This window comes from Martelella limonii (genome assembly GCF_013344475.1).
Classification (GTDB): Bacteria; Pseudomonadota; Alphaproteobacteria; order Rhizobiales; family Rhizobiaceae; genus Martelella; species Martelella limonii.
Genome location: NZ_JABUOU010000001.1, coordinates 15,126 through 40,384, shown reverse-complemented (window position 1 = coordinate 40,384; position 25,259 = coordinate 15,126). Strand labels below are relative to the sequence as shown.

22 protein-coding genes are annotated in these 25,259 nt (G+C 61.4%); 9 read left to right on the top strand and 13 right to left on the bottom strand.

The genetic code is table 11. From position 1 onward, the window contains the following. Positions 1–152 precede the first annotated feature (152 nt). The 5 genes from HPQ62_RS00185 to HPQ62_RS00165 all read right to left on the bottom strand — a co-directional run bounded on the left by HPQ62_RS00185 (position 153) and on the right by HPQ62_RS00165 (position 6,269). Entirely contained in the window at positions 153–983 is an 831-nt protein-coding gene (locus HPQ62_RS00185) for a UDP-2,3-diacylglucosamine diphosphatase (protein ID WP_174800499.1), read from the bottom strand. Between the two features lie 176 nt (positions 984–1,159). Continuing rightward, positions 1,160–1,987, bottom strand: a complete 828-nt coding sequence (locus HPQ62_RS00180) for a TolB family protein (protein WP_174800498.1) — start codon at positions 1,985–1,987, stop codon at positions 1,160–1,162. 40 nt (positions 1,988–2,027) lie between these two features. After that, positions 2,028–3,692, bottom strand: a complete 1,665-nt coding sequence (locus HPQ62_RS00175; RefSeq protein WP_174800497.1) for an NAD+ synthase — start codon at positions 3,690–3,692, stop codon at positions 2,028–2,030. Positions 3,693–3,923: 231 nt separating this feature from the next. Beyond that, positions 3,924–5,303, bottom strand: coding sequence for a class II 3-deoxy-7-phosphoheptulonate synthase (locus HPQ62_RS00170; RefSeq protein WP_174800496.1), 1,380 nt, complete (start codon positions 5,301–5,303; stop codon positions 3,924–3,926). An 84-nt stretch (positions 5,304–5,387) separates the two neighbouring features. After that, the gene (locus HPQ62_RS00165; RefSeq protein ID WP_174801385.1) at positions 5,388–6,269 is read right to left on the bottom strand and encodes a LysR family transcriptional regulator; all 882 of its coding nucleotides are present in this window, start codon (positions 6,267–6,269) and stop codon (positions 5,388–5,390) included. Between the two features lie 150 nt (positions 6,270–6,419). Between HPQ62_RS00165 and HPQ62_RS00160 the strand changes: the two genes are divergently transcribed. Next, complete coding sequence (locus HPQ62_RS00160) at positions 6,420–6,569, top strand: hypothetical protein (RefSeq protein ID WP_174800495.1); 150 nt, start codon at positions 6,420–6,422, stop codon at positions 6,567–6,569. Here HPQ62_RS00160 and gor read toward each other — a convergent pair. The 3 genes from gor to rpiA form a co-directional block, all read right to left on the bottom strand. Continuing rightward, entirely contained in the window at positions 6,566–7,951 is a 1,386-nt protein-coding gene (gor, locus tag HPQ62_RS00155; protein ID WP_174800494.1) for a glutathione-disulfide reductase, read from the bottom strand. The genes HPQ62_RS00160 and gor overlap by 4 nt on opposite strands. A gap of 131 nt (positions 7,952–8,082) precedes the next feature. After that, positions 8,083–8,631 carry a DUF2059 domain-containing protein gene (locus HPQ62_RS00150; RefSeq protein WP_174800493.1) on the bottom strand — a complete coding sequence of 183 codons (549 nt, stop codon included), beginning with the start codon at positions 8,629–8,631 and terminating at the stop codon, positions 8,083–8,085. Positions 8,632–8,644: 13 nt separating this feature from the next. Further along, positions 8,645–9,343 carry a ribose-5-phosphate isomerase RpiA gene (gene rpiA / locus HPQ62_RS00145; protein WP_174800492.1) on the bottom strand — a complete coding sequence of 233 codons (699 nt, stop codon included), beginning with the start codon at positions 9,341–9,343 and terminating at the stop codon, positions 8,645–8,647. Positions 9,344–9,509: 166 nt separating this feature from the next. Between rpiA and HPQ62_RS00140 the strand changes: the two genes are divergently transcribed. Further along, the gene (locus HPQ62_RS00140) at positions 9,510–10,187 is read left to right on the top strand and encodes an HAD family hydrolase (RefSeq protein ID WP_174800491.1); all 678 of its coding nucleotides are present in this window, start codon (positions 9,510–9,512) and stop codon (positions 10,185–10,187) included. A 102-nt stretch (positions 10,188–10,289) separates the two neighbouring features. On the opposite strand, the gene HPQ62_RS00135 is transcribed toward HPQ62_RS00140, so the two are convergent. After that, positions 10,290–12,242, bottom strand: coding sequence for a L,D-transpeptidase family protein (locus HPQ62_RS00135; RefSeq protein WP_483308171.1), 1,953 nt, complete (start codon positions 12,240–12,242; stop codon positions 10,290–10,292). A 492-nt stretch (positions 12,243–12,734) separates the two neighbouring features. Here HPQ62_RS00135 and fumC point away from each other — a divergent pair, with 492 nt between their 5' ends. Next, positions 12,735–14,126: a class II fumarate hydratase gene (gene fumC / locus HPQ62_RS00130; protein WP_174800490.1), complete on the top strand. Its 1,392-nt coding sequence runs from the start codon at positions 12,735–12,737 to the stop codon at positions 14,124–14,126. 60 nt (positions 14,127–14,186) lie between these two features. Here fumC and HPQ62_RS00125 read toward each other — a convergent pair whose 3' ends face one another. Beyond that, the gene (locus HPQ62_RS00125) at positions 14,187–15,575 is read right to left on the bottom strand and encodes an MATE family efflux transporter (protein ID WP_174800489.1); all 1,389 of its coding nucleotides are present in this window, start codon (positions 15,573–15,575) and stop codon (positions 14,187–14,189) included. A 219-nt stretch (positions 15,576–15,794) separates the two neighbouring features. On the opposite strand from HPQ62_RS00125, the gene HPQ62_RS00120 reads away from it, so the two are divergent. Then, a complete protein-coding gene (locus tag HPQ62_RS00120; RefSeq protein ID WP_174800488.1) occupies positions 15,795–16,238 on the top strand; it encodes an SRPBCC domain-containing protein in 444 nt (147 codons plus the stop codon). 75 nt (positions 16,239–16,313) lie between these two features. Here HPQ62_RS00120 and HPQ62_RS00115 read toward each other — a convergent pair whose 3' ends face one another. Next, complete coding sequence (locus tag HPQ62_RS00115) at positions 16,314–17,525, bottom strand: aminopeptidase P family protein (protein WP_174800487.1); 1,212 nt, start codon at positions 17,523–17,525, stop codon at positions 16,314–16,316. A gap of 343 nt (positions 17,526–17,868) precedes the next feature. Between HPQ62_RS00115 and HPQ62_RS00110 the strand changes: the two genes are divergently transcribed. The 5 genes from HPQ62_RS00110 to HPQ62_RS00090 all read left to right on the top strand — a co-directional run bounded on the left by HPQ62_RS00110 (position 17,869) and on the right by HPQ62_RS00090 (position 23,301). After that, a complete protein-coding gene (locus HPQ62_RS00110) occupies positions 17,869–18,645 on the top strand; it encodes a VOC family protein (protein WP_174800486.1) in 777 nt (258 codons plus the stop codon). Between the two features lie 88 nt (positions 18,646–18,733). Beyond that, the gene (locus HPQ62_RS00105) at positions 18,734–20,257 is read left to right on the top strand and encodes an MFS transporter (RefSeq protein ID WP_174800485.1); all 1,524 of its coding nucleotides are present in this window, start codon (positions 18,734–18,736) and stop codon (positions 20,255–20,257) included. Between the two features lie 109 nt (positions 20,258–20,366). Continuing rightward, a complete protein-coding gene (locus tag HPQ62_RS00100) occupies positions 20,367–21,512 on the top strand; it encodes a permease (RefSeq protein ID WP_174800484.1) in 1,146 nt (381 codons plus the stop codon). A 224-nt stretch (positions 21,513–21,736) separates the two neighbouring features. Continuing rightward, positions 21,737–22,213: a transcription elongation factor GreA gene (greA, locus tag HPQ62_RS00095; protein WP_174800483.1), complete on the top strand. Its 477-nt coding sequence runs from the start codon at positions 21,737–21,739 to the stop codon at positions 22,211–22,213. 26 nt (positions 22,214–22,239) lie between these two features. After that, positions 22,240–23,301 (top strand): glycosyltransferase family 10 domain-containing protein, encoded by a 1,062-nt coding sequence (locus HPQ62_RS00090; RefSeq protein ID WP_244629510.1) that lies wholly within the window; start codon positions 22,240–22,242, stop codon positions 23,299–23,301. A gap of 56 nt (positions 23,302–23,357) precedes the next feature. Here the strand turns inward: HPQ62_RS00090 and HPQ62_RS00085 are convergent, their stop codons facing one another. Continuing rightward, positions 23,358–24,119 carry a sulfite exporter TauE/SafE family protein gene (locus HPQ62_RS00085; RefSeq protein ID WP_174800482.1) on the bottom strand — a complete coding sequence of 254 codons (762 nt, stop codon included), beginning with the start codon at positions 24,117–24,119 and terminating at the stop codon, positions 23,358–23,360. A gap of 47 nt (positions 24,120–24,166) precedes the next feature. Then, positions 24,167–25,171: a phosphate acetyltransferase gene (pta, locus tag HPQ62_RS00080; RefSeq protein ID WP_174800481.1), complete on the bottom strand. Its 1,005-nt coding sequence runs from the start codon at positions 25,169–25,171 to the stop codon at positions 24,167–24,169. Between the last annotated feature and the right edge of the window lie 88 nt (positions 25,172–25,259).

Sequence of the window (25,259 nt, the reverse complement as noted above, 5' to 3'; positions counted from 1 at the left end):
TTGAAGAGGTCAGGAGCCGGTTCTCATCGCGAAAACCGCACGCGCAAATCAGGGCACAAGCCTGCAAACAAGCTTCATTAGGCTTTTCACGCCGCGCGAGAGATTGCAAGCGTTTTCAATCACGTTGCCAGGCTGGGATAGCGAATGCCGGATCAGGCGGCACGCTCCGGCTTGCGGTCGGCCAAGAGAAGCTGCAACGCAGCCATATCGGCAGGCTCGCCCGGCGCGGGCTGGTCTTCCGATTCGATCTTCTGCCAGGAGATCAGCTCAAAGGTTCCGTCGAAATGCTCCGCGACCGCCGTGCAGCTTTCGACCCAGTCGCCGGTGTTGATGTAGCGAAGCCCGTCCATGTCCTCGATCACGGCATGATGGATATGGCCGCAGATCACGCCGTCGACGTCGTTGCGGCGGGCCTCTTCCACCACGACGCGCTGAAACTCGCCGATGAAATTGACCGCGTGCTTGACCTGGAGCTTGGCCCAGGCCGAAAACGACCAGTAAGGCAGGCCGAGCTTACGGCGGAAGAAGGCGAGCGCGTGATTGATATTGATCGCCGCATCATAGGCCCAGTCTCCGAGATAGGCGACGACGCGGGCATGGCGCACGACGACGTCGAACTCGTCGCCGTGGATGACGAGATATTTCCTGCCATCGCCTGCCTCGAAGATCATCCGCTCGGCCACTTCCACGCCACCGAAATGGGTGCCGGGAAAATTTCGCAGGAATTCGTCGTGATTGCCTGGGATGTAGATGATCCGCGTGCCCTTGCGGGCCTTGCGCAGCATCTTCTGGATGACGTCGTTGAAGATCTGCGGCCAGTACCAGTTCCGCTTCAGCCGCCATCCGTCGATGATATCACCGACAAGAATGATCGTTTCCGCTTCGTGGTGGCGCATGAAGTCGAGCAGGAAATCCGCCTTTGCCGCCTTGGATCCAAGATGGACGTCGGAAATGAACAATGTTCTGAATTGTCTCGGTTCCATGCCTGCAATCCGCCCCCGCAGATGAGGCGCGCCCTGAAAGGCCGCACGGCCCTTCCCCTTCAGACGCGCAAAACAAAGAAAATGGACTTTCCCGGTGGTCCGGTGACAACCGCAAGAGCCATAGCGTCAGGGTAAGTTAAAAGCAGAGTCGTATTTCAGCTTGATGACACGCCGCCTCAGGCGGGCGCATAGCGGACATAGGCAAAGGCATCGCCCTTCGGCGACCAGTTGGGCGAGTTCATCGTCCCCTGCCCGCCGAAGAGATCAAACAGCGTCGTCAGATTGCCGCCGTCCATATCCATCATCCGCACGCGCACATGCTTGTCGCGGGGGTGATCGAAAACATCCGGATCATAGGAAATCAGCACCACGCGATCATTGGTGGGCGATGGATGGGCGAACCAGTTGCCGTAATCATCGCCGGTCACCTGCTCGAGGCTGGAGCCGTCCGGATGCATGCGGAAGATCTGCATCAGACCGGTGCGCGAGGAATTGAAATAAATCCATTGCCCGTCGAAGGAATAATCCGGCCCGTCATTGCGCCCCTCGCCATGGGTGAGACGCAGTTCGTCGCCGCCATCTGCCGCGATCGTGTAGATATCGAAGAGATCGTCGCGGATCCCGCAATAGGCAAAGCGCGCGCCATCGGGTGACCAGCCGTGCCAGTAGGAGGGAAGGTTCTCCGTCACGAGCTTCGGCGTGCCGCCTTCAACCGGCACGGTGTAGATCGCGGACTTGCCAAACTGGCACTTGTCGGAAAGCGCGATCGTCCGCCCGTCGGGAGAGATGCCGTGATCATTGTTGCAGCGAACCGCAAAGCCGGTATCGATCTGATTTAGCGCGGGCGGACCTTCCAGAGACAGCCGGTAGAGGAGACCGTCGCTGTTGACCATCAGCCAGGCGCCATCGGGAGACCAGTTCGGCGCCTCGATCAGCGCATCCGACTGATAGACAATGCGCGACTGCCGGGACGCGATATCGTAGATTTCCACGGAACTGCGCATTGCTGTCTCCTCCCCTATACCCGCAGAGGCCTCTCTGGCGTCAGCGGTCGCGGAACCTGTTGGTGATCGGATAGCGCCGGTCGCGGCCGAAATTCTTCTTGGTGATCTTCACGCCCGGCGCCGACTGGCGGCGCTTGTATTCGGCGATATAGAGCAGGTGCTCGATGCGATGCACGGTCTCGACATCATGGCCGCGCGCGACAATGTCATCGACCGACATTTCGCGCTCGACCAGGCATTCGAGAATATCGTCGAGCACCGGATAGGGCGGCAGCGAATCCTGGTCGGTCTGGTTCGGGCGAAGCTCTGCCGAAGGCTTCTTGTCGATGATGTTCTGCGGGATCACGACGCCCTCCGGCCCGAGCATGCCGTCCGGCCTCTCGCCGTTGCGCCATGCGGAAACGCCATAGACCTGCATCTTGTAGAGGTCCTTGATCGGGTTGAAGCCGCCATTCATATCGCCGTAAAGCGTTGCATAGCCGACGGACATTTCCGACTTGTTGCCGGTGGTCACCACCATGGGGCCGAACTTGTTGGAGATCGCCATCAGGATCGTGCCGCGGGTACGGCTCTGCAGGTTTTCCTCTGTGATCCCTTCCTCGGTGCCCTCGAACATGTCCGAAAGCGCCGAGAGAAAGCCGGTGACCGGCTCTTCGATCGGCACGATGTCATAACGGCAGCCGAGCGCCTTCGCGCAATCGGCGGCGTCCTTCAGCGAATCCTCGGAGGTATAGCGGTAGGGCAGCATCACGCAATGCACGCGCTCGGCGCCCAGCGCATCGACGGCGATTGCCGCGCAAAGCGCCGAATCGATGCCGCCCGAAAGGCCGAGGACAACGCTCTTGAAGCCGTTCTTGTTGACGTAATCGGCAAAGCCCAGAACGCAGGCGTGATAATCCGACGCTTCACCGACAGGCAGTTTCGCCTGCGGCCCCGGCACGATCCGCCAGCCATCCGCACTCCGGCTCCATTCGGAGATATAGATATCCTCGGCGAACTGCGGCAGCTGGAAGGCGAGAGAGCGGTCGGCATTGAAGGCAAAGCTGCCGCCGTCATAGACCAGCTCGTCCTGCCCGCCGAGCGTGTTGAGATAGACCAGCGGAAGCCCGGTCTCGATCACCTGACGCAGGACCACCTGGTGGCGCACGTCCACCTTGCCGCGATAATAGGGAGAGCCGTTGGGCGACAGCAGAAGCTCAGCGCCCGATTCGGCAAGCGTCTCGCAGACGCCGAGATCGCCCCAGATATCCTCGCAGATCGGAAAGCCGATGCGGACGCCGCGAAAGTTCACCGGGCCGGGCATGGGGCCGGGGACGAAGACGCGCTTTTCATCAAACTCGCCGTAATTCGGCAGATCGACCTTGTCGCGGATGGCGATGATCTGGCCGCCGTCAAGCACGGCCACGGAATTGTGTCGCCCGGCATCACCCTGGCGCGGAAAGCCGACAGCAATGCCGGGGCCGCCATCGGCGGTATCGGCGGCCAGAGCCCGCACTGCTTCGAGGCAGGCTTGCAGAAATGCAGGCTTCATGACGAGATCTTCCGGCTGGTAACCGGAAATGAAGAGCTCCGGCATCATCAGAAGCTCGGCGCCCGCTGCAGCCGCGCGCCTGCGGGCAGCCCTGATCTTCTCAAGATTGCCGGCGATATCGCCAACCGTCGGGTTCATCTGGGCGAGTGCAATTTTGAAGCTGTCGGGCGTCATGAACAATTCCGTCTGTGGCAATTCTGGCAGGGCGCGATCAATCGACACCATGTTTTGGTCTAAAAATCAAATCTTCGCTTGCAGCGCGCAAGGCCTTGATCGGACGCCGAAAGCATCTCAACGGCTAGCACCCGCCCGTTCTCAAAGGTAGCGCAGCTGGTGCCGGAAAAAAGAAAGGGACGCAGATAAAATCCACGCCCCTTTCGCATTCAGGTTTTCAACGGGCAATCCTCACCCGTTGATCGCGAACTTCTTTTCCTCGTAGGCCGTCTTCATGCGTTCGGCGAGCAGGAAGGCGAGCTCCAGCGCCTGGTCGGCGTTGAGGCGCGGGTCGCAATGGGTGTGGTAGCGGTCGTGCAGGTCTTCGCCGGTCAGCGCCCAGGCGCCGCCGGTGCATTCCGTCACGTCCTTGCCGGTCATCTCGATATGGATGCCGCCCGGATAGCTGCCTTCCGCCCGATGGATCTGGAAGAAGCTCTCGACCTCCGACAGGATCCGCTCGAAGGGACGGGTCTTGTAGGAGTTGAGCGTGATCGTGTTGCCATGCATCGGATCGCAGGACCAGACCACCTTCTTGCCCTCGCGCTCGACGGCACGGATCAGGCGCGGAAGATGATCGGCCACCTTGTCGTGGCCGAAGCGGCAGATCAGCGTCAGACGGCCCGCTTCGTTTTCCGGGTTCAGCGCATCGATCAGCCGCAGCAGATCGTCTTCTTCAAGCGAGGGACCGCATTTGAGGCCGAGCGGGTTCTTGATGCCACGGGCATATTCGATATGGGCATGATCAGCCTGGCGCGTCCGGTCGCCGATCCAGATCATGTGGCCGGAGGTCGCATACCAGTCGCCGGAGGTGGAATCAACGCGGGTCAGCGCCTCTTCATAGCCGAGCAGAAGGGCTTCGTGACTGGTGAAGAAATCGGTCTCCGACAGCGCGTGATTGTTTTCCGCGCGGATACCGATCGCACGCATGAACGACATGGTCTCCGACAGCCGGTCGGCAAGCTTCTGATAGCGTTCGCCCTGCGGGCTGTCCTTGACGAAGCCGAGCATCCACTGATGCACGTTTTCCAGATTGGCATAACCGCCCATGGCGAAGGCGCGCAGCAGATTCAGCGTTGCCGCCGACTGGCGATAGGCCATCAGCTGGCGCTGCGGATCGGGAATGCGCGCCTCTTCCGTGAAATCGATGCCGTTGATGATGTCGCCGCGATAGCTCGGCAGGGTGACGCCATCGACGGTTTCATTGGAGCTCGAACGCGGCTTGGCAAACTGGCCGGCGATGCGGCCAACCTTGACCACCGGCTGCTGGGCGCCAAAGGTCAGTACCACGGCCATCTGCAGGAAGGCGCGGAAGAAATCGCGGATCGTGTCGGCGCCGTGCTCGGCAAAGCTCTCGGCGCAGTCGCCGCCCTGGAGCAGGAAACCACGGCCTTCGGCCACTTCGCCAAGGGCGCGTTTCAGACGGCGGGCTTCGCCGGCAAAGACCAGCGGCGGATAGCTCGCAAGCGCCGCTTCCGCCTCTGCCAGTTTGGCCTCATCCGGATATTCCGGCACCTGAAGGATCGGCTTCTTGCGCCAGCTTCCGGGTGTCCAGTTCTTCGCACTCGTCATTGTTGTCACCTGTCCTTGCCCGCCCGGGCTTTCGCCCGACCTGCTCTCTCCCGATTTTTGGCGCGCTTATAGCCTCTTCTCGCCCTATTGTATACCCGCGCCGTCGCTGCCGGCCTTGCCTGCCAGCCGGGCGGCGTTGTTTTTCAGCAGCGCCGCCAACCGTTCGATGGTGAGCCGCACCTCACGGCGATGGCGGTCGTCATCATGTGCGACAATGAAGAGCGGATGCGTCAGTTCGGCGATCACCTCGCCTTCCCGTTCCAGCTCCGTCAGACCATCGCCCACCCACACCGGCAGCACCGCGCGGCCAACGCCCGAGAGCACGAGCCGGGGCAGGAGATGGCGATCCTCGGTCCATGTCATGATGCCGCCCTCGAAATTCTCGAAGACATAGCGATCACGCGGCTCACGTGCCGCTGCCGTTCCGATCGAGATCCACGGCAGCGCCTGCCCGGCCGCAGCTTTCGGCCGGTAGACCGCATAGGCCATCTCCACCGATGGCAAAACCGCGACATTGCCGCTTTCAGGCCGCTTTGATAGCACGACCACATCCGCCGCGCGGAAGGTCAGGTCGGCGGACTCGCCCTCCGAGCTGCAGCAGATGCGGAACGGATCATCCCGCGAGCGCAGGCTTTCGAGATTGTCGGCGATCAAGGGCGAGAGCCAGCAGTCGGTGGCAATCGAAACGAACGGCAGCGCGAAGGCATCCGCATGCCAGACGGCAATGCCGCTTGCCACCTCGCGCATGGCCGTCACCCGCCTGAACAGCTCCTGCCCGTCATGGGCAAGCTGGTAGCCGCGCTGCGAGCGCACGAACAGCGACCGCCCCAGCGTGCGCTCCAGCGCCAGCATGCGCCGGCCGATGGTCGGGGCGGAAATGCCGGTGCGCTCTGCAGCGCCGCTGAGACCGCCGGCCTCCGCCACCACATGAAATAGCTGCAGATCGTCCCAGCTTGCCTCGGCCATCGGTATCTCCGTCTTCAAACGACCATCCTATAGCGCCGCGCCCTGCCCGCGCGAACCGTTCACGGATGAAACGGACCTTTCATTCGCGGCTCTACAGCCGCAATCGCACGCCCACTAGCTTCCGGCTATCGAGATGCTGGAGAGAATAGCATGCTGGACTGGATCACACTTACCGTCGTAGCCCGCCGCCATGAGCGCGTCGCTCATCCCCTTGCTGATCCTCTGGAAGGCGCCGAATGGCAGGGCCACCAATGGATGGCCCGCCTGATCGGCACGATCCTGAGAGGACGGCGGCGCTAGACGCGCGCGCCGCTTTTCACCCGGTAGGTCGGCTGGTACATGGTCACCAGTTCCTCGGATGCCGTCGGATGCACGGCCATGGTGCGGTCGAAATCATCCTTGGTGGCGCCGGCCTTGAGCGCGATGCCGACAAGCTGCGCCATTTCACCGGCCTCATGGCCGAGGATATGAACGCCGAGAACCTTGCGATCGGCGGCATTGACGATGATCTTCATCACGGTGCGCTCCTCACGGCCCGAAAGCGTCGCCTTCATCGGCCGGAATTTCGCGAGATAGACTTCGAGTTCCTCGAACCGTTCCGCCGCAACCTCTTCGGAAAGACCGACCGTGCCGATCTCGGGCTGCGAGAACACCGCCGTCGCGATCAGATCGTGATCAGGCTTGGTCGGGTTGTTCTTGTACTCCGTCTCGATGAAGCACATCGCCTCGTGGATCGCCACCGGGGTGAGCTGGACACGATCGGTGACATCGCCCAGCGCCCAGATATGATCGACATTGGTCCGCGAATAATCGTCGACGACAATGGCGCCGCTCTTGTCGGTCTCGACGCCAACGGTTTCGAGGCCGAGACTGCCAGTGTTCGGCGTGCGACCGAGCGCCAGCATCACCTGGCTTGCGGCAAGTTCGTGGCCCCTGTCGGTCTTGACCGAAAGGCCCTCGCCGGTCTTGGAGACGCTTGCGATCACATCGTTCAGCAGAACGCGGATGCCCTTCTTCTCCATGGCTTCCCTGAGATTGACGCGCATGTCGTTGTCGAAGCCGCGCAGGATTTCGGGGCCGCGATAGATCAGTGTCGTTTCAACGCCGAGGCCATTGAAGATATTGGCGAATTCGACGGCGATATAGCCGCCGCCCGCAATCACGATCGCCTTCGGCAGCTCTTCAAGGTGAAACGCCTCGTTGGAGGAAATGCAGTGCTCCGACCCGGGAATCTCCACATGCGGATTGGGCGTACCGCCGACCGCGATCACGATCTTTTCCGCCGTCACTTCCTTTCCGGATGCCTTCAGCAGAACCCGGTGCGGACCGACGATCTCGGCGCGGGTATCGAACATCTCGGCACCATTGCTGTCGAGACCCTTGCGATAGAGCCCTTCAAGGCGGGCAATTTCCTTGTCCTTGGCGGCAATCAGGTCCGGCCAGGAAAAGCGGCTTTCGCCCACCGTATAGCCGTAACCGGCAGCATCCTCGAAATGCTCGGGGAACTGCGAGGCATAGACGAACAGCTTCTTCGGCACGCAGCCGCGAATGACGCAGGTGCCACCGAAGCGGTATTCCTCGGCAATGCCGACCTTCTTGCCGAGACCTGCGGCCACACGACCGGCACGGACGCCACCTGAGCCGCCACCGATTACAAACAGGTCATAGTCATAGCTGGTCATCGGGAAGGCTCCTTAAGGCGATTGGATAGTTGAGGTAGGGCTGAATATGGCGATTCTCGGCCAAAAAAAAAGCCCGCCGGGACCGGCGGGCTCAGATCAGGCTTTGCGGACGGCAAAGCGTGCCGGACAGATCACTGCGCCGGTGCGGCCGGAGCTTCAACGGGCGTGCCGCCCTGCTCTTCGATCCGCTTGTTGAGTTCGTCCTGGGCCTGCTGGCTGAGATCGCGCGCAATGCCGCGGGCCCAGATATCACCGGCCTGGCCGAGCTGACGGGCAGCGATCGGACCGTACTGGATGAACTTCTTGCCGACATCCGAGCTGTAGAACTCAGTCAGCTTGTTCAACTCTTCCTCGCTGAAGATGTTGGCGTAGATCTGGGCACCTTCGTTTTCCAGATCAGCGCGGCGCGGCGCAAGCGCGATCGCGGTGTCGGTGACGACCTCATCGATCAGCGAGTGATAGTTCGGATAGACCTGCGTCATCTGCGCCTGCACGAGATCAGCCTGGTTCGGCAGGATTTCGTCAAACTGGTTGTTGATGCCGAGCGCCTGCAGTGTGCCCTTGGCGGCAGCCACATGCTCAGGCGTAATATCCTGCGCATGAGCAACCGAGAAGGCGCCAAGTCCCGCGACAGTCGCCGCGATTGCCATGGAAAGGCCGAACCTGGATTTCGTTTTCATAAAGGACTCCTGTCTACTCAGTTGCTTTGAGTGTACGAACGCCGCCATCGGATGCAACGATGGCCAGTGTCGCGATATCGATGAACAGCCCGTGCTCCACGACGCCAGCAATGGCGTGAAGCGCCTCTGACAATGCCTCTGCATCGTGAATGCGGCCAAATGATGCATCGAGAATATAATGCCCGCCATCGGTCGTGTAGGGGCCGTCGCCGGAGTGGCGAAGGTCGAGCGTGCCGGTGAGATTGAGCCGCGATGCCGCCCTCTCGATGGCAAGCCGCGTGGCGCCAAGCCCGAACGGCATGACTTCGATCGGAAGCGGAAACGCACCGAGCTTTTCGACCACCTTGGTCTCGTCCGCGATCACGATCATCGACTTCGACGCGGAAGCGACGATCTTTTCACGCAGAAGCGCGCCGCCGCCGCCCTTGATGAGGTTGAGCGATGGATCGATCTCGTCGGCGCCGTCGATCGTGAGATCGAGTTCGGGCGTTTCGTCCAGCGAATTGAGCTTGATGCCCAGTTCCAGGCAGTGCCGTGCCGTTGCCTCTGAGGTGGGAACCCCTATGACATTCAGCCCCGCGGCCACCTTTTCGCCGAGCAGCGCGATGAACTCGCGCGCCGTGCTGCCAGTTCCGATCCCCAGCCGCATGCCGTCCTCGACATATTCCAGCGCGGTCTCGGCGGCTTTTACCTTCAATTGACGCGCATCCATGCGTCACATGCTCCTTTTGGCTAACGGTTAAGGTGTTTACACGCCACGCGCGTCAAACAAAAGACCTTTTGCGCCCTCCCCGCGCCAAATGCTTGGCAGCGGCCAGCGGCTCGGGCTATGACCGGCCCCACACCGCCCATACGACACCAACCCAAGGACCGTGCCCATGCCTGCCCCGCTTGCCATATTCGATCTCGACGGCACGCTCATCGATACCGCTCCCGACCTGATTTCAAGCCTCAACCACGCGATCGCGCCCGAGGGGCTCGCCCCTTACAGCGTGGCGGATACCAACCGGCTCGTCGGCCGCGGCTTGAAGATCATGATCCAACGCGCGTTCGAGCACCGCGGCAAATCCCTCGACGAGGCCACCTACAAGGCCTGCTTCGATCGGCTGAGCGCCTTCTATCTCGAGAACATTCCGGGAGAGAGCAAGCCCTATCCGGGCATCACGGCGGCGCTCGACCGGCTGCAGCAGGCTGGCTTTGCGCTGGCCGTCTGCACCAACAAGCGCGAATCATTCACGCTGCCGCTTCTCGAGGCGCTGGGATTGAAATCCCATTTCACGACCATCACCGGCGGCGATACGTTCGATTTCCGCAAACCCGATCCCCGCCATGTCAGCGAGACGATCGCCCGCGCAGGCGGCGATCCCGAGACCACGATCATGATCGGCGACAGCTCCAACGACATTGATTCGGGCAAGGGCGCTGGCGCGGCCACCATCGCCGTTACCTTCGGCTACGCCGACCGGCCGGTCGCCGAGATGGGCGCAGACCGGATGATCGATGATTATGACGCCCTGACGCCCGAGCTTGCAAAGGGTCTGATCGCAGGGCGATAAGGAGCCCTTTCGCCGGCTTCCACAGGACATTCCAGAAACAGAAAGGCGCGCCCGGTTTGCGGACGCGCCTTTCTTGTCAGATGACCCGTTGCGAGGGGTCTATCAGCTGCCCATGCGGGCTTCGTTTTCGGCGTCCATGGCGCGCTTCAGGTACATGTCGCGCTCGTAGACATCGTCATAATACTGGATGTTGCCATCGGCGTCCGGCCAGGCTGTGAAATAGGCCACATAGACGGGGAATTTCTCCGGCACATCCACCGGCATGTTCTGGCCGGTCGCAATATTTGCCTCGATATCCGCTTCCGGCACGCCGAGAACCGCAGCCGCCATCTTGTTCGGGTCGGACAGACGCACGCAACCATGGCTGAGCGCCCGCATGTCGCGCTCGAAATAGCTCTTCTGAGGCGTGTCATGCATGTAGATCGCATGCGCGTTCGGGAACAGGATCTTAAGCTGGCCCAGCGCATTGCGCTCGCCAGGGGGCTGGCGGACATCGACCATCGGTGCGGACGCCCAGTTGACCGAGGAAGACGAAACCCGGCGGCCATTATAGCTCACCTCGTAACCGATCTGGTCGAAATAGCCCGGATTGGCACGCAGTTTCGGCAGATATTCGTTGACGACGATCGACCGCGGAATGCCCCAATAGGGATTGAACTCGACGGTTTCGATCTCATCGCGGAAGAAATAGGTCTGGTTGGTGGGATTTCCCACCACAACGCCCATGTCGAAGCTCTCGCCATTGTCGTCATGATAGTAGACGCGGTAGGCGGGCTGGTTGATGAAGACGTAACGCGGGCCGAAATCATCCGGCAACCAGCGCAGCCGCTCCATCGAATCCAGCACTTTCTGCTCGTGATCGACGTCAGAAGCGACATCGAAGGCCTTGACCGTGTTCGGACCGATAACGCCGTCGACATGGAGGCCGGCAGACTTCTGGAAAGCTTTCACGAGACCGACCAGTTCCGGCGAATAGACCTCGCTGCCGTCATAGGCGGCGAAGACATCCGCATGCTCGACCTGGAATTCCGGCGAGGCCTTGCGCTCGATCGCCTTCACGACGCTCGGCACGTTCTCGTTGGTCTGGCCCGGATTGATGAAGACGCGACCGGTGAACACGATCGGCTCTTCCTTGACTTCCGTGCCGCGCAGCGTGGCAAGCTCCGCCTTCAGTTCGCGGAAGAACTCGTTCTGCGGGTTGTAGCCCTCGATCAGGCCGGCAACGTTCTGGCTGTCTGCCAGCGCATCAATGCCTTCCTTCAGGTCGACGGGATTGCGCTTCAGATCGTGGAACTCCGAAATCCGGTTCGGGTCAACGCGGCCGCGCTTGGCATCCTGCATGTAGGAGAGCACTTCGGCGGAAAGCGCGAGCTCGAACTGCATGAGCGCGGCCTTCACCGCGTCATCGTCTTCCGCAAGAGCGAGGTCGGGCAGCTTCACGACGTAATTGCTGGCATCGAGACCGAAGGCGTCGGCGTTGGCGAGCGTGTCCATTGCGGCGCGGGCTTTGTCCGACACCTTGCCGTCCTCAACCCAGATCAGTTCGCCGCCATTGGAATAATACTGTTCGATCGCGGCGGCGACATCGTCCACGGCCTTGACCTTGGCGTCAGAGAGATACTGACGCGGGTCGTCCTGCGGGATGGCGACTGTGGTGTCGGTTACGCCTGCGTCATTCATCGTGTCGGTGTTGATGGCCGCGACTTCGGCGGTATCGGCCTGCGGCAGCGTCGGGCCGATCACCTTGACGGGGGTAATGGCGCCGGTGACCACCGGATCGCGGATTTCGCCGATGTTGATGGTGCGCATTCCGTCGGCGCGGTAGGTGTAATATTTCGGTGGTGCAACCTTAGGCGCGGGCTTTGAATATGTGCGCTGAACCTGCTTCTGCTGAACCTGCGGCTGCTGGACCACCGGCGCGCGCTGCGATTCCTTCTGACGGCCCCGCAAGATATCCATCAGCGTCAGGGCGTTGGCTGCACTCGGCACGAAGGCGGCGGACACCGCGACGGCCAGAGCCACAGATGAGACGCGAACTGAAAGTTTGTTGCGCAATTTTCTACCCCGTTGTGCAAGTCAATTTCATCATTGGCACCTTAACTGCTCGCTCATGTGGCGGCCAATAACATTTGTGCTATCGCCACCAGAACCATCCGGTTGTGTTATGAAAAAACAACACCCTGTTTGCTTGCAGATCCAATGCCGTTCCGGTTCAGATTATCAGCCCCCCTGTTAACAGGGGTTTAAAGTCGAGGACGCCTGCAAAGGGGATCCCTCGCGCCGCTAACGTCTGGAATTCCAACGCAAACAGGCCGCTTCGGTTCCCGTCTGACAAAAACGTGAACGGAGAATCTGGATAGATGAGACGCCGGCCCCAAGCCGCCAGCGCGCCGGGAAAAGCAAAATGCACCCCGATCCGACATTCTAATCGAATAAGTTTGCAGCGAAGATTGACAGACCGGCACGGTGCGCGCGATTGCATATGCCAATTTTCGCCAAGTCGAAAACCGATCCTGCCCATCGGGCAATGCCAGGAGTAGAAAGACGATGACCGCAACCCGCACAGAAACCGATACTTTCGGCCCCATCGAAGTCGCTTCAGACCGTTACTGGGGCGCACAGGCAGAGCGTTCGCTCGGCAATTTCAAGATTGGCTGGGAAAAGCAGCCGCTGTCCGTGGTGCGCGCGCTCGGCATCGTCAAGCAGGCGGCCGCCAAGGCAAACATGGCGCTCGATCGCCTGCCCGCAGAACTCGGCGACGCCATCGTCAAGGCGGCGCAGGAAGTCATCGACGGCAAGCTCAACGACCATTTTCCGCTGGTGGTCTGGCAGACCGGTTCGGGCACGCAGTCAAACATGAATGCCAACGAGGTGATCTCCAACCGCGCGATCGAAATGCTCGGCGGGCAAATGGGCTCCAAGAAGCCGGTGCACCCGAATGACCACGTCAACATGAGCCAGTCGTCGAACGACACCTATCCGACGGCCATGCACATTGCCTGCGCAGAGCAGATCGTCCACCACCTGCTGCCCGGCCTCAAGCACCTCGAGGATGCGCTCAAGGCCAAGGAAAACGAATTTGCCGACATCATCAAGATCGGCCGCACCCATACCCAGGACGCGACGCCGCTGACGCTGGGTCAGGAATTTTCGGGCTACAGGGCACAGATCGCCTCGGCCATTGCCCGCATCGAGCTCACCCTGCCCGGCCTCTATCAGCTCGCCCAGGGCGGCACCGCCGTCGGTACCGGCCTCAATGCCCCGATCGGCTTTGCCGAGAAGGTGGCCGAAGAAGTGGCCGAGATCACCGGCCTTCCCTTCGTCACCGCGCCGAACAAGTTCGAAGTTCTCGCCGCCCATGACGCGATGGTGTTTTCCCATGGCGCGATCAATGCGGCCGCGATGGCCTGCTTCAAGATCGCAAACGATATCCGCTACCTCGCCTCCGGCCCGCGGTCCGGCCTCGGCGAACTGTCGCTTCCGGAAAACGAGCCCGGCTCCTCGATCATGCCCGGCAAGGTCAACCCCACCCAGAACGAGGCGATGACGCAAGTCTGCGCCCATATTGCCGGCAACCAGGCGGCGATCACCTTTGCCGGCAGCCAGGGCCAGTTCGAGCTCAACGTCTACAACCCGATGATGGCCTATAACTTCCTGCAGTCGGTGCAGCTTCTGGGCGATGCCGCCCGTTCCTTTACCGATCACTGCGTGGTCGGCATCGAGGCCCGCCGCGACAATATCAAGGCCGGTCTCGACCGTTCGCTGATGCTGGTGACGGCGCTTGCGCCGAAGATCGGCTATGACAACGCCGCCAAGATCGCCAAGACCGCCCACAAGAACAACACCACGCTGCGCGAGGAAGCCCTTGCGACCGGCCTGGTGAGCGAAGCCGAATATGACGAGATCGTCCGCCCCGAGCTGATGATCGCGCCGAAATAGGCACACGGAGTTTTCTGAAACAGGGAGCGGCCGTGCCGGCGGGGCACGGCCGCTTCTCTTTTAAGCGGGCGCCCGTCCGGCGCGCAGCAGCTGACGGAAACGCAGCGACAGCATGACGGCCGCAGCCCCGAGCCCCAGCATGAAGCCGATCCATATCCCGACCCCTCCAAGCCCGAACGGAAACGCCATCAGCCAGGCGAGCGGCAGGCCGACGATCCAGTAGGCAATCAGCACCAGAACCATGGGCGTGCGGGTATCCTTCAGACCACGCAACAGTCCGCTGATCGTGACCTGTCCGGAATCAAGAAGCTGAAACAGTGCCGCGACGAAGACGAGCGGCATGGCATAGGCAAGCACCTCAGACGCGTTCGGCAACCCGGTATCCATGAACAGCGAGATCAGCGCGGCAGGAAAGAGCGCGAAGGTCAGCCCGCTCGAGGCGGCAAAGCAGATTGCGATCGCCATCACCGTGATCGAGGCCCGGATGACATTGGCCCTGTCGCCGGCGCCGTGGAAAATGCCGACGCGCACGGTTGCCGCCTGGGAAAGCCCGAGCGGAACCATGAAGGCGATGGCAGCCAGCTGCAGCACGATGCCGTGCGCGGCAAGCGGGATTGTGCCCAATTGCCCCATCATCACCGACGAAACGGTAAACATCGAGACTTCCGCAAGAACGGAAATGCCGATCGGCAGGCCGAGCAGCACCACCTCGCGCAAGGCATGCCAGTCGGGCTTCCAGAACCGGACGAAGAGCTGATAACGGGCGAGCATCGTATCCCGGCCGATATAGGCAACCAGGTAGAGCAGACCCGTCATCTGGCCGACGAAGGTCGCAAGCGCCGCGCCGCGAATGCCCAGCTGCGGCAGACCCAGCCCGCCAAGCACCAGCGCATAGGCGACCACGGCATTGACGACCAGCATCAGCACCGCGACAAGCAGGACCACCCGTGCCCGGCCGGTGGCGCTTACCAGCGAACGCAGGACCTGAAACAGGAGTGCCGGAAAGATCGCAAAGCCGACGACATGGAGATATTGTGCCGCCTTGGCCGCGACGTCGGGCTCCTGCCCGAGCGAAAGCAGGATCGGCGAGGACCACAGGAACAGGGGCTGAACCAGGACGCTGTAGATGATCGCGGCCCACATGCCCATCCGCATGGACCGCCGCACCGCGACCTCATCGCCACGGCCATAGGCCTGCGCGACCATGGGCATGACGGCGATCGCAAGACCGACCCCGAAAATGAAGATCGTGAAATAATACTGGGTTGCTAGAACCGCAGCTGCGAGATCGAGCGCGCTCAACTGACCGAGAATGAAGATATCGGTGGCATTGATCCCCTGCTGGGCAAGTTGTGCGCCGATGAGAGGAATACCGAGGGAGAGGGTTTCCCGCAGATGCGAGCCCCACGAATGGCCGGCTGCTTTCGCAGTAGGCATTGCGACAGACATGAAATTCACCAGAAGCTGACACACCGGGGCCAGACAATAGCGGGGCCCGGGTGGCGGTTTTCCATAGCTCGTTTTTTAGGCAAATGCCAGTCTCGCGGGCGGTCATATCTTCCAACGGATTTACAGGCGCCAGTCATCGCGATAGCTAACCGAAAGAATGGCACAAGGACGAATGACCGAAGCGCCGGGATCGGCAAAACCGTGTGAAGGAGGCCATGAATGACTGAAACGCTGGAAATCATCACCGAACGGGCATTCCCCTGCCCGCCCGACACCCTTTTCGCAGCGGTCGCAAATCCCGAGAAGCTTGCCCTATGGTGGGGGCCGCACGGCTTCGAGAACACGATCCCCGCCTTCGATTTCACGCCCGGCGGCACATGGCGGATCGTCATGACCGCATCCGACGGGAATGAATTCGACAATCACTGGACCTTTCTGGCGATCGATGAAAATCGCATGATCCGCGCGCGCCACCATCTGCCCGTTCATGATTTTGTCCTGGAAATGCGGTTCGAGGATAACGGCGCGGGAAGCCGCATGGTCTGGGTAATGGAACTCGAAGCGACCGACGAAAATCGCGGCATGGCCCGTTTCATGAAGGCCGCCAACGACCAGAATCTGGAGCGCCTCGCCGCTTTTCTTGACAGCGAGAGCGCTCTTTAGAACCCGACACGCTCCACGCCGACAGGCATGGAAGGCAGACGGTTCGGACGCCTGCCTTCCGGGCATTGCGGCTGATCAGGGGGCGATGATGTTGTGTTCCGGGCCATAGGGGAAACCGGTGATATCCTCGGCCCCATCCGCGCCCACGACCAGGATGTCGTGCTCGCGGTAGCCGCCGGCACCGGGCGTCCCCTCCGGCACGAACAGCATCGGCTCCATCGAGATCACCATGCCGGGCGCAAGCACCGTTTCGATATCTTCGCGCAGTTCGAGGCCCGCTTCGCGACCGTAGTAATGGCTGAGCAGGCCGAAGGAGTGACCGTAGCCGAAGGAGCGGTATTGCAGCACGCCCTCATCCGCGAAGAACCGGTTTATCTCCGCGCAGATCGCTGCACAGGAAACGCCGGGGCGGATCAGCGACATGCCGAGTTCGTGGGCGGCGACATTGATCTCCCAGAGTTTCAGCGCGGCGGCATCCGGCTCGCCCAGAAACAGCGTGCGTTCCAGCGCAGTGTAATAACCGGAGATCATGGGGAAGGTGTTGAGGCTGAGAATGTCGCCCTTTTCCAGCCGCCGCGCCGTGACCGGATTATGCGCGCCATCGGTATTGAGACCGGACTGGAACCAGACCCAGGTGTCGCGATATTCCGCGCCCGGAAAGGCCTCGGCGATGGCAAGCTCCATGGCGTTGCGCCCGGCCATGGCGATGTCGATCTCGCGCTCCCCTGCGGCGATGGCCGCATGGATCGCCGCGCCGCCGATATCGGCAATCCGCGCGCCCTCCCGGATCAGCGCGATCTCTTCTTCCGATTTGACCATGCGCAGCGCCATCACATCTTGAGCAATATCCGTGATCTCCGCGCCGAGATTGGCATCAAGCGCCTTGCGCGCGGCAAGCGTCATGTGATCGGCCTCGATGCCGACCGTGGCATGGCCCGAAAGCAAACCGGCGGCCGTGCGCCAGAAATTGTCGCGCTTCCAGTCGGTATAGATGATGTTGTCGCCGTGGCTGCGCCGCCATGGCTGGCCGGCATCGATATTGGCGGAAATCGTGGTGCAGCGCTCCGCCGTCACCACGCAGCCGAACGGACGGCCGAAGGCGCAATAGAGGAAGCCGGAATAATAGGCGATATTATGCATGGAGGTAAAAAGCACGGCCGTGATGCCGCGCGTTTCCATGGCCGCGCGCAGAAGCGACAGGCGGCGGTCATATTCTGACTGGCTGAAAGGCAGGGGAGCCTTCTCGCCATTCTCGCAAACGAAATTCTCCGGGCGCAGGCTGGTCATGGGCAGACATCCTCATCCGTTGAACCGGACGGGAACGCCCTGCCCGGTCAAGCGTCATTTAAAACGCTCAAACGTCCGGGCGTGCAGGACTTAGTCTTGGGTTATGCGGCCTCCCCTGAGCGCACGACGCCATCGGCGCGGAAGGCAGCAATTGAAAATCTAGCGCGTGTTCTGGGCAATGGCAATCAGATCGGAAGCGTGCCTGTCATCAAGACGGCATAAAATGCGGATGAAGATCGAAGCAAAGCGGAACGACAAAGGGATTGACCGCCCTTATTTAGGTTGATATCAACTTATTATTCATGAACCGGGGAGCGTTCCGGTTCCTTTGCGAGGAGAGAGCATGAAAAACGAATTTGTCTGGTACGATCTGGTAACAACCGATCTCGACGCGGCGAAGGCCTTTTACCAGAGCGTGATCGGCTGGCGCGCGGAGGATGCGGGTCACCCCGACATGACCTACATCCTGCTCGGCATCGAGGGCCACAAGACCCATGTGAGCGGCATGATGTCGTTGACCGAGGAAATGCGCGCCGAAAACGTCCCGCCGCACTGGATGGGCTATGTCTATAGCGATGATGTCGACGCGAAGGTTGCCGACTTTAAAGCCGAAGGCGGATCGGTTCTGTTGGAGCCGCACGACATTCCGTGCGTCGGCCGGTTTGCCGTGCTGAAAGACCCGCAGGGCGCCGCGATCAGCATATTCAAGCCGATCCCGCCCGAAGGCGGCATGCCGGAGTTTCCGCCGACCGGCACGACCGGCACCTTTGCCTGGCGCGAGCTCTACACCTCCGACGCGCCCGCGGCCATCGCGTTCTACGGCAAGGTTTTCGGCTGGAGCGAAACCAATGCAATGGATATGGGCCCGATGGGCAAATATCACCTGTTTTCGGCAGGCGGCGAAGACCTTGGCGGGATGATGAACAAGCCGGACGACATGCCGGTTTCGGCCTGGGGCTATTACATCCAGGTCGACGGGCTGGGCGCTGCCATCGAAAGGGTCAAGGCCGGCGGCGGACAATTGCTGAACGGGCCGATGGACGTGCCGGATGGCGCGGTCGTCGCCAACTGCCTCGATCCGCAGGGCGCATACTTCAGCCTTGTCTCGATGACGCGGTAACGGAAAGCGGCAGGAATTGCCTTGCGTCGGATCGAAACCCGACGCATTTTCCGCCGACCTGCAGCCTCACCGTTCCGGAGCCCCGTTCATGATCGAAGCCAAGAAGGCAACCCGCCGCGAATGGGTGGGACTTGTCGTCCTGTCCGTCGCCTGCCTCGTCTATTCCATGGATCTGTCGGTGCTGTTCCTCGCCATTCCCTCGATCGTGCGCGAGTTGGAGCCGACGGCGCCGCAGCTTCTGTGGATGAACGATATCTACGGCTTCATGGTGGCGGGTTTTCTGGTGACGATGGGCGGGCTCGGCGACAGGATCGGCCGGCGCAAGCTGCTGCTGATCGGCGCCGGGGCGTTTGCCGTGACCTCGGTGCTCGCTGCCTTCGCGCCGACCGCCGGCACGCTCATTCTCGCGCGGGCGGCACTCGGAATTGCCGGCGCCACCGTTGCGCCCTCGACGCTCTCGCTGATCATGAACATGTTTCCCGATGAGGGCGAGCGTAACCGCGCCATCGGCGTCTGGGGAACAGCCTTTGCCCTCGGCGGGCTGGTGGGGCCGCTGATCGGCGGCGTGCTTCTGCATTTCTTCCACTGGGGCTCGGTATTCCTGATCAATGTGCCCGTGATGCTGGCGCTACTCGCATCCGGCCCCTACCTGCTTCCGGAATACCGCTCCGGCGAAAGCCCGCGCCTCGACCTTGTCAGCGTGGGCCTGTCGCTTGCGACTGTGCTGCCGGTGATTTACGGGCTGAAGCAGATCGCAGCCCATGGCTTTGATGCCATCTACCTTCTCCCGATCGCAGCCGGCATCGGCTTCGGTTTCCTGTTCGTAAAACGGCAGCAGCGGCTTGCCGAGCCGCTGGTCGACCTCAAACTGTTCCGCCTGCCCGCCTTTACCGTCTCGATCCTGGTGAACATGGGCATCGTGTTCTTCGTGTTCTCGGTGTTCCTGCTTCAGACCCAGTTCTTTCAGCTCGTGCTCGGGCTCTCGCCGCTTGAGGCTGCGCTCTGGAGCGCGTTGCCGGGACTGTTTTTCACGATACTTTCCCTTCAGGCCTGGCGGGTGACCAATCGCTTCGGCGCGGTCAGAACGGTCGTCGCGGGACTGGCGATCAATGCCCTCGGCATCGCCGCGATCGGCGTTTCCGCCTATTACCAGAGCCTTGCCGGCATGCTGATCGCCAATGTCGTCATGGGCCTCGGTTTCATACCCGTCATCCTCACGACCACCGGCTTGATCATCGGCTCCGCGCCGCCGGAGCGCGGCGGGGTTGCCTCGGCCATGTCGGAAACCTGTGCGGAGTTCGGCGGCGCCCTCGGCGTCGGCATTCTGGGCAGCATCGCGACGCTGGTCTACCGTTTCGCCATGGCGCCCGCCGACCTTTCCGCCCTGCCCCCTCAGGCTGCGCAGGAGGCCGGCCAGACCCTGGCCGGCGCAGTCGACAGCGCCCGCGAACTCGGCATTGCGGACGCAGCCTGGCTCATCGATGCCCGCAACGCCTTCTGCCTCAGCTTCGCAATATGCTGTCTTGTGGCCGTCGTCGCGCTTCTCGTCCTTTCGATAGCCTCGGGCCGGATCTACAGGATGCAGCCACCCCGCCCGGTGGAGGGACACTGAAGCAACTGGATCGCGGAACGGGAGAACAATTCGCCAGCTTTTGCGTTACCTCCTTGTCAGGATTTTTATACCGCCCGAACGCGGGCCGGCACATTGCGCGGGGCGCGCCATGCAACACATTCTCTCCAATATCGGTCAGGCGCTGCTGGTGGCCTTCGGCATGGCCTGGAAAACCGGCTGGACGCTGGTGCTCGGCTTCCTGATCTCATCCGTCCTGCAATCGCTGTTTTCCGCAGAGAGCATCCGCGCAAGGCTCGGCAAGGGCAACGCGACGGAAATTGCCTTTGCCACGGCTGCGGGCGCGGCGAGCTCGTCCTGCTCCTATGCCTCGGCCGCAATCATGCGCACGCTGTTCAAGAAGGGCGCGGCGCTGGTCAATGCGCTTGCCTTCCTGTTCGCTTCCACCAATCTCGTCATCGAGCTCGGCATCATCCTGTTCCTGATCCTCGGATGGCAATTCATGGCGGCGGAATGGATCGGCGGACTGGTGCTGATTGCCCTGATGAGCATCGCCGTGAAGCTGACCTATCCCAAAAAACTTGTCGAGGACGCGCGAACGCACGAGGAAGAAGGCCACGGCCATGACCACGGTGCCATGACGCTCGAAGGTGAGACATGGCGCGACCGGCTGAAGGATCCGCAGGCGCTCGAGCGAATCGCGCAGAATTTCGTGATGGAATGGTCGATGCTCTGGAAGGATCTCACGATCGGGTTTCTGATTGGCGGTTTCCTGGCGGTGTTCGTCTCCGACAGCGTCTGGCAGGCCCTGTTCCTGACCGATGCTTCGGAATGGATCCGGGTTCCGGTCAATGCGCTGATCGGCCCCCTGATAGCAATGTTCACTTTCGTCTGCTCGATCGGCAACGTGCCGCTGGCTGCCGTGCTGTTTTCAAGTGGCGCCTCGTTTGGCGGCGTGCTGGCCTTCCTCTATGCCGACCTCATCATCCTGCCGCTGCTCGATGCCTATCGGCGCTATTTCGGATGGAAGATGGCCGCCTATATCGGTCTGGTGCTCTACGTCACCATGGTGCTCGCCGCCGTTTTCATGGATGGCCTGTTCACGGTGTTCTCTCTCGTGCCGGAGCAATCGATCGACATTCAGCGCGAACTCACAAGCTTCAGTATCGACTACACCTTCTGGCTCAACCTTGCATTTGCCGTGCCCGCAGCCTGGCTTTTCTGGAAGGGACTGAAGGGCGGCGGGATGCACGCGCATCATGAAGAACACGAAAATCACCACCAGCACCACGGCTGAACATTGATCGAATTGTCTGGAAATCGCGCTGCGGCATCTGTTATAAGTAGCGTCAGCTATGAAACTGGTTCCGGGGTCACGCTTCGGAACCTGTTTCTTTTTGTGTTGCAAACAGGCCGCCGCACACCATGTGAACGGCTGTAGGCCCCACGAAATCACTAAACATGCAGGAAGGTGGCGGAGCCATTTGCCGCCGCCTTCACGAAAGACCAAAGGACAAGAATATGGTCGAGAAAGTACCGATGACCAGAGCGGGTGCCGCCAAGCTCAGCGAAGAGCTGCGCTGGCGCCAGCAGGAGGAACGTCCCCGGATCATTCAGGCAATCGCGGAAGCGCGCGCCCATGGCGACCTTTCCGAAAATGCCGAGTATCATGCCGCCAAGGAAGCCCAGAGCTACAATGAAGGCCGTATCGGTGAGCTCGAGGATGTGACAACCCGCGCCGAAATCTACGATCCGTCCAAGATGACGGGCGAGAAGGTGCGCTTTGGCGCGACCGTGCGGCTCGTCGATGAAGACACCGAAGAAGAAAAGACCTACCAGATCGTCGGCGATCTCGAAGCGGACGTGAAGGAAGGCCGGATTTCGATTTCCTCCCCGATCTCGCGTGCGCTGATCGGCAAGGAAGTGGGCGATTCGATCGAGGTGAATGCGCCGGGCGGGGCCCGCGCCTATGAAATCCTCGAGGTCGTCTGGAAATAGGACGCCCCCGCACATGTAGGAATGACATGGCGACCAGGGTCAAAATCTTAAGCCGACAACCGCCGGAAAACCCGGACAATCCCCGTTTCTCACGGCAATTGCCGGCGGGGTTTGCGGAAAGCCGCGCGCTTGAATTCGTCTTCGATCCGCAAGAGCGGAACTATGACTGGCTGGTCGTCTATGACGACCTGCCGCGCTTTATCGGCATGACCGAAGAGCCGCTTGCCTGCCCGCCGGAGAACACCCTGCTCGTGACTTCGGAACCAAGCGGGGTAAAGGTTTATGGCCGTTCCTTCGTGCGCCAGTTCGCCCATGTGCTGACCAGCCAGGAGCCGATGGCGCTCAGCCATCCGGGACGCATCTGGCACCAGGCCGGGCTGACCTGGTATTACGGCATGGACGAGGATCATCACGAATACCTGCCTGTGGATGACATCATCAACCGGTTTCCGGAGAAGACGCAAACCATCGCCACCGTCTGCTCCGACAAGCGACAGAGCCATACGCTTCATCGGCTGCGCTATGATTTCACGGAATATGCCGCAAAGCACATTCCCGAGCTCGAAGTCTTCGGACACGGTCGCCGGCATATGGACGACAAGGCCGAGGCCATCGACCGCTTCCGCTATCACCTTGCGATCGAAAACCACGTCGCCCCGCATCACATCACGGAAAAGCTCTCCGATCCCTTTCTGGGGCTTTCGCTGCCGTTCTATTTCGGTGCCCCGAACGTCTACGACTACTTCCCCAAAGACAGTGTGATCGCGATCGACATCCGCAAACCCGCCGAGGCGGTCGCGATCATGAAATCGGCGATCGCGGCGAACGCATACGAGCAGCGCCTGCCTGCGATCCTGGAGGCGCGCCGGCGGGTGATCGAGGACTACAACCTGTTCTCGCTGATTGCCGGGATCGTCGCGAACAAGGCAGCGGCACGGTTCGTGCCCGCCGTCTCCAGCATCAAGAGCCAGCATGCAGCGCGCAACGCAGCACCCCTGTCAGGCATTGCCGACCTCGCATTCCGCACCGGGCTGCAGCTCAAGAACCGCATCGCGAACCTGAAAAAGCCGGACTGGGACAAGGCCTGAACCACCCTGCCCTCACCGGCAGCAACGGAGCTCGGCAGCGGGTTGGCGCCTAAAGCCTATAGCTGCCACCATGTGAGCAGGCCGAGAACAAGGGCAAACAGCGCGGAAACCATCATCGCTGCAAGCGCCACGAGGCGATAGCTTGCTTCCGAGCCCCTGCGGAAACAATAGGCGCCGAGCGCCGAACCGGCGGCGCAAAGCGGCGCGGACGCAAGGCCCAGCAGCACGACATTCAGATCCAGCGTGCCCTGCACTTCTGCCGTGATCAGGGCAAAGACCGCCAGAATGGCGAAGAGCACGATCATGGACGCCCGCTTCACCCGCGCCGGCACCTCGCGCGCCAGGAAATAGGCGACGACCGGCGGGCCGGGCGCTGCGGCAAGACCGCTGAAGAGACCCGCGAAAAAGCCGACAGCGGTTGTGGCGACCGCTCCCGGATGACGGCCGAGCGAGAACGAAAAGAAGATCGCGACGGCGGCCGCTGCGGTGATGGCACCGATGACGATCTGCGCCACGAACAGCGGCACAAGCGCGATGAACAGCAGGCCGATCGGCGTGCCAAAGGCTGCGGCAAGCATCAGCATGAACACCGCGCGGCGATCCGCATGGGCGATGCATTCCCGCAGATCGATCAGGGTAAGGGTGATCTGCACCACCAGAACCGCAATCACGGCATCGGCAGGCGGCACCAGAAGAACCAGAAACGGCATTGCCACGAGCGCCATGCCGAAGCCTGCAAGCCCGCGCAGGAATGCGCCCACCGAGAGGCAAAGCGCAAAGCCGAGCACCGTTGCCAGCGAGAAGGAAAGTTCGGGCATGCCCCCTCACCCGTGCCGGCAATGGCACGTGCTCAAGGCTTCACGCCTCACTTTTGCGCATCCGCCTGGCAGGCGGTGACGGCGATCATGTCCAGCACATCTTCCGCCGAACAGCCCCGCGAAAGATCGTTGGCAGGCTTGTCGAGGCCCTGAAGAACGGGGCCGATCGCGGATGCACCGCCGATGCGCTGGGCAATCTTGTAGCCGATATTGCCGGACTGGAGGTCCGGGAAGATGAAGATGTTGGCATCGCCCCCAAGCGGTTCGCCCGCCCCCTTGGAATGGGCGATGTCGGGAACGAAGGCGGCATCGAACTGCAGCGCGCCATCGACCGTCAGATCCGGCCGGTTGAGCTTCACGAGCTTGACCGCCTGTTCGACCTTGTCCACCATCGGGTGCGAAGCGCTTCCGCGGGTCGCGAAGGAAAGCATGGCGATCCGCGGCGCCTCGCCTGTCAGCATCTGATAGGAGCCTGCCGAAGCGATTGCGATCTTGCTCAGTTCCGCTGCATCCGGATCGATCACCAGGCCGCAATCGGAAAACAGGAAGGCCCCCTTCTTTGCGTGATGCTCGCCCTCCAGCATCATCAGGAAGAAGCTCGATACGAGACGGCTGCCCGGTGCGGCACCAATGACCTGGATGGCGGTGCGCACCACATTTGCGGTGGAGCAGGCAGCGCCGGAGACGGTGCCATCGGCATGGCCGGCCTTCACCATCAGGGCTGCAAACACATAAGGATCCAGCGCCGCCTTGCCGGCGTCCTCTTCGGTCACGCCCTTGTGCTTGCGCAGGTTGAAGTAGAGTTTCGAAAGCTCCGGCAAAACCGAAGCGCCTTGAGGATCGATGATCTCGATTGAACTTGAAGGCTCTATGCCATTTTCTTGGCACAGCGCATCGACATCCGCCGTGCGACCCACGAGCAAGATGCGGGCAAGGCCCATTTCCGCTGCCTTGCAGGCAGCCTCGACCACGCGCTTGTCACCGGATTCGGGAAGGATGATCGTCTTGTTGAGCCGCTTTGCGCGATCGAAAATCTTCTCAAGCTGGTTCATGGCTTTCACCTCGCGATTACAGTAGCGCCGATCGGCACGACAATGCCAACCAAAAAAAGCTTTAGGCACGATCAACCCATGCGCCCGG

Coding starts and splice junctions, on each gene's coding strand:
- HPQ62_RS00185 (WP_174800499.1), bottom strand. CDS start 983: ATGGAACCGAGACAATTCAGAACATTGTTCATTTCCGACGTCCATCTT.
- HPQ62_RS00180 (WP_174800498.1), bottom strand. CDS start 1,987: ATGCGCAGTTCCGTGGAAATCTACGATATCGCGTCCCGGCAGTCGCGC.
- HPQ62_RS00175 (WP_174800497.1), bottom strand. CDS start 3,692: ATGACGCCCGACAGCTTCAAAATTGCACTCGCCCAGATGAACCCGACG.
- HPQ62_RS00170 (WP_174800496.1), bottom strand. CDS start 5,303: ATGACGAGTGCGAAGAACTGGACACCCGGAAGCTGGCGCAAGAAGCCG.
- HPQ62_RS00165 (WP_174801385.1), bottom strand. CDS start 6,269: ATGGCCGAGGCAAGCTGGGACGATCTGCAGCTATTTCATGTGGTGGCG.
- HPQ62_RS00160 (WP_174800495.1), top strand. CDS start 6,420: ATGCTGGACTGGATCACACTTACCGTCGTAGCCCGCCGCCATGAGCGC.
- gor (WP_174800494.1), bottom strand. CDS start 7,951: ATGACCAGCTATGACTATGACCTGTTTGTAATCGGTGGCGGCTCAGGT.
- HPQ62_RS00150 (WP_174800493.1), bottom strand. CDS start 8,631: ATGAAAACGAAATCCAGGTTCGGCCTTTCCATGGCAATCGCGGCGACT.
- rpiA (WP_174800492.1), bottom strand. CDS start 9,343: ATGGATGCGCGTCAATTGAAGGTAAAAGCCGCCGAGACCGCGCTGGAA.
- HPQ62_RS00140 (WP_174800491.1), top strand. CDS start 9,510: ATGCCTGCCCCGCTTGCCATATTCGATCTCGACGGCACGCTCATCGAT.
- fumC (WP_174800490.1), top strand. CDS start 12,735: ATGACCGCAACCCGCACAGAAACCGATACTTTCGGCCCCATCGAAGTC.
- HPQ62_RS00125 (WP_174800489.1), bottom strand. CDS start 15,575: ATGTCTGTCGCAATGCCTACTGCGAAAGCAGCCGGCCATTCGTGGGGC.
- HPQ62_RS00120 (WP_174800488.1), top strand. CDS start 15,795: ATGACTGAAACGCTGGAAATCATCACCGAACGGGCATTCCCCTGCCCG.
- HPQ62_RS00115 (WP_174800487.1), bottom strand. CDS start 17,525: ATGACCAGCCTGCGCCCGGAGAATTTCGTTTGCGAGAATGGCGAGAAG.
- HPQ62_RS00110 (WP_174800486.1), top strand. CDS start 17,869: ATGAAAAACGAATTTGTCTGGTACGATCTGGTAACAACCGATCTCGAC.
- HPQ62_RS00105 (WP_174800485.1), top strand. CDS start 18,734: ATGATCGAAGCCAAGAAGGCAACCCGCCGCGAATGGGTGGGACTTGTC.
- HPQ62_RS00100 (WP_174800484.1), top strand. CDS start 20,367: ATGCAACACATTCTCTCCAATATCGGTCAGGCGCTGCTGGTGGCCTTC.
- greA (WP_174800483.1), top strand. CDS start 21,737: ATGGTCGAGAAAGTACCGATGACCAGAGCGGGTGCCGCCAAGCTCAGC.
- HPQ62_RS00090 (WP_244629510.1), top strand. CDS start 22,240: ATGGCGACCAGGGTCAAAATCTTAAGCCGACAACCGCCGGAAAACCCG.
- HPQ62_RS00085 (WP_174800482.1), bottom strand. CDS start 24,119: ATGCCCGAACTTTCCTTCTCGCTGGCAACGGTGCTCGGCTTTGCGCTT.
- pta (WP_174800481.1), bottom strand. CDS start 25,171: ATGAACCAGCTTGAGAAGATTTTCGATCGCGCAAAGCGGCTCAACAAG.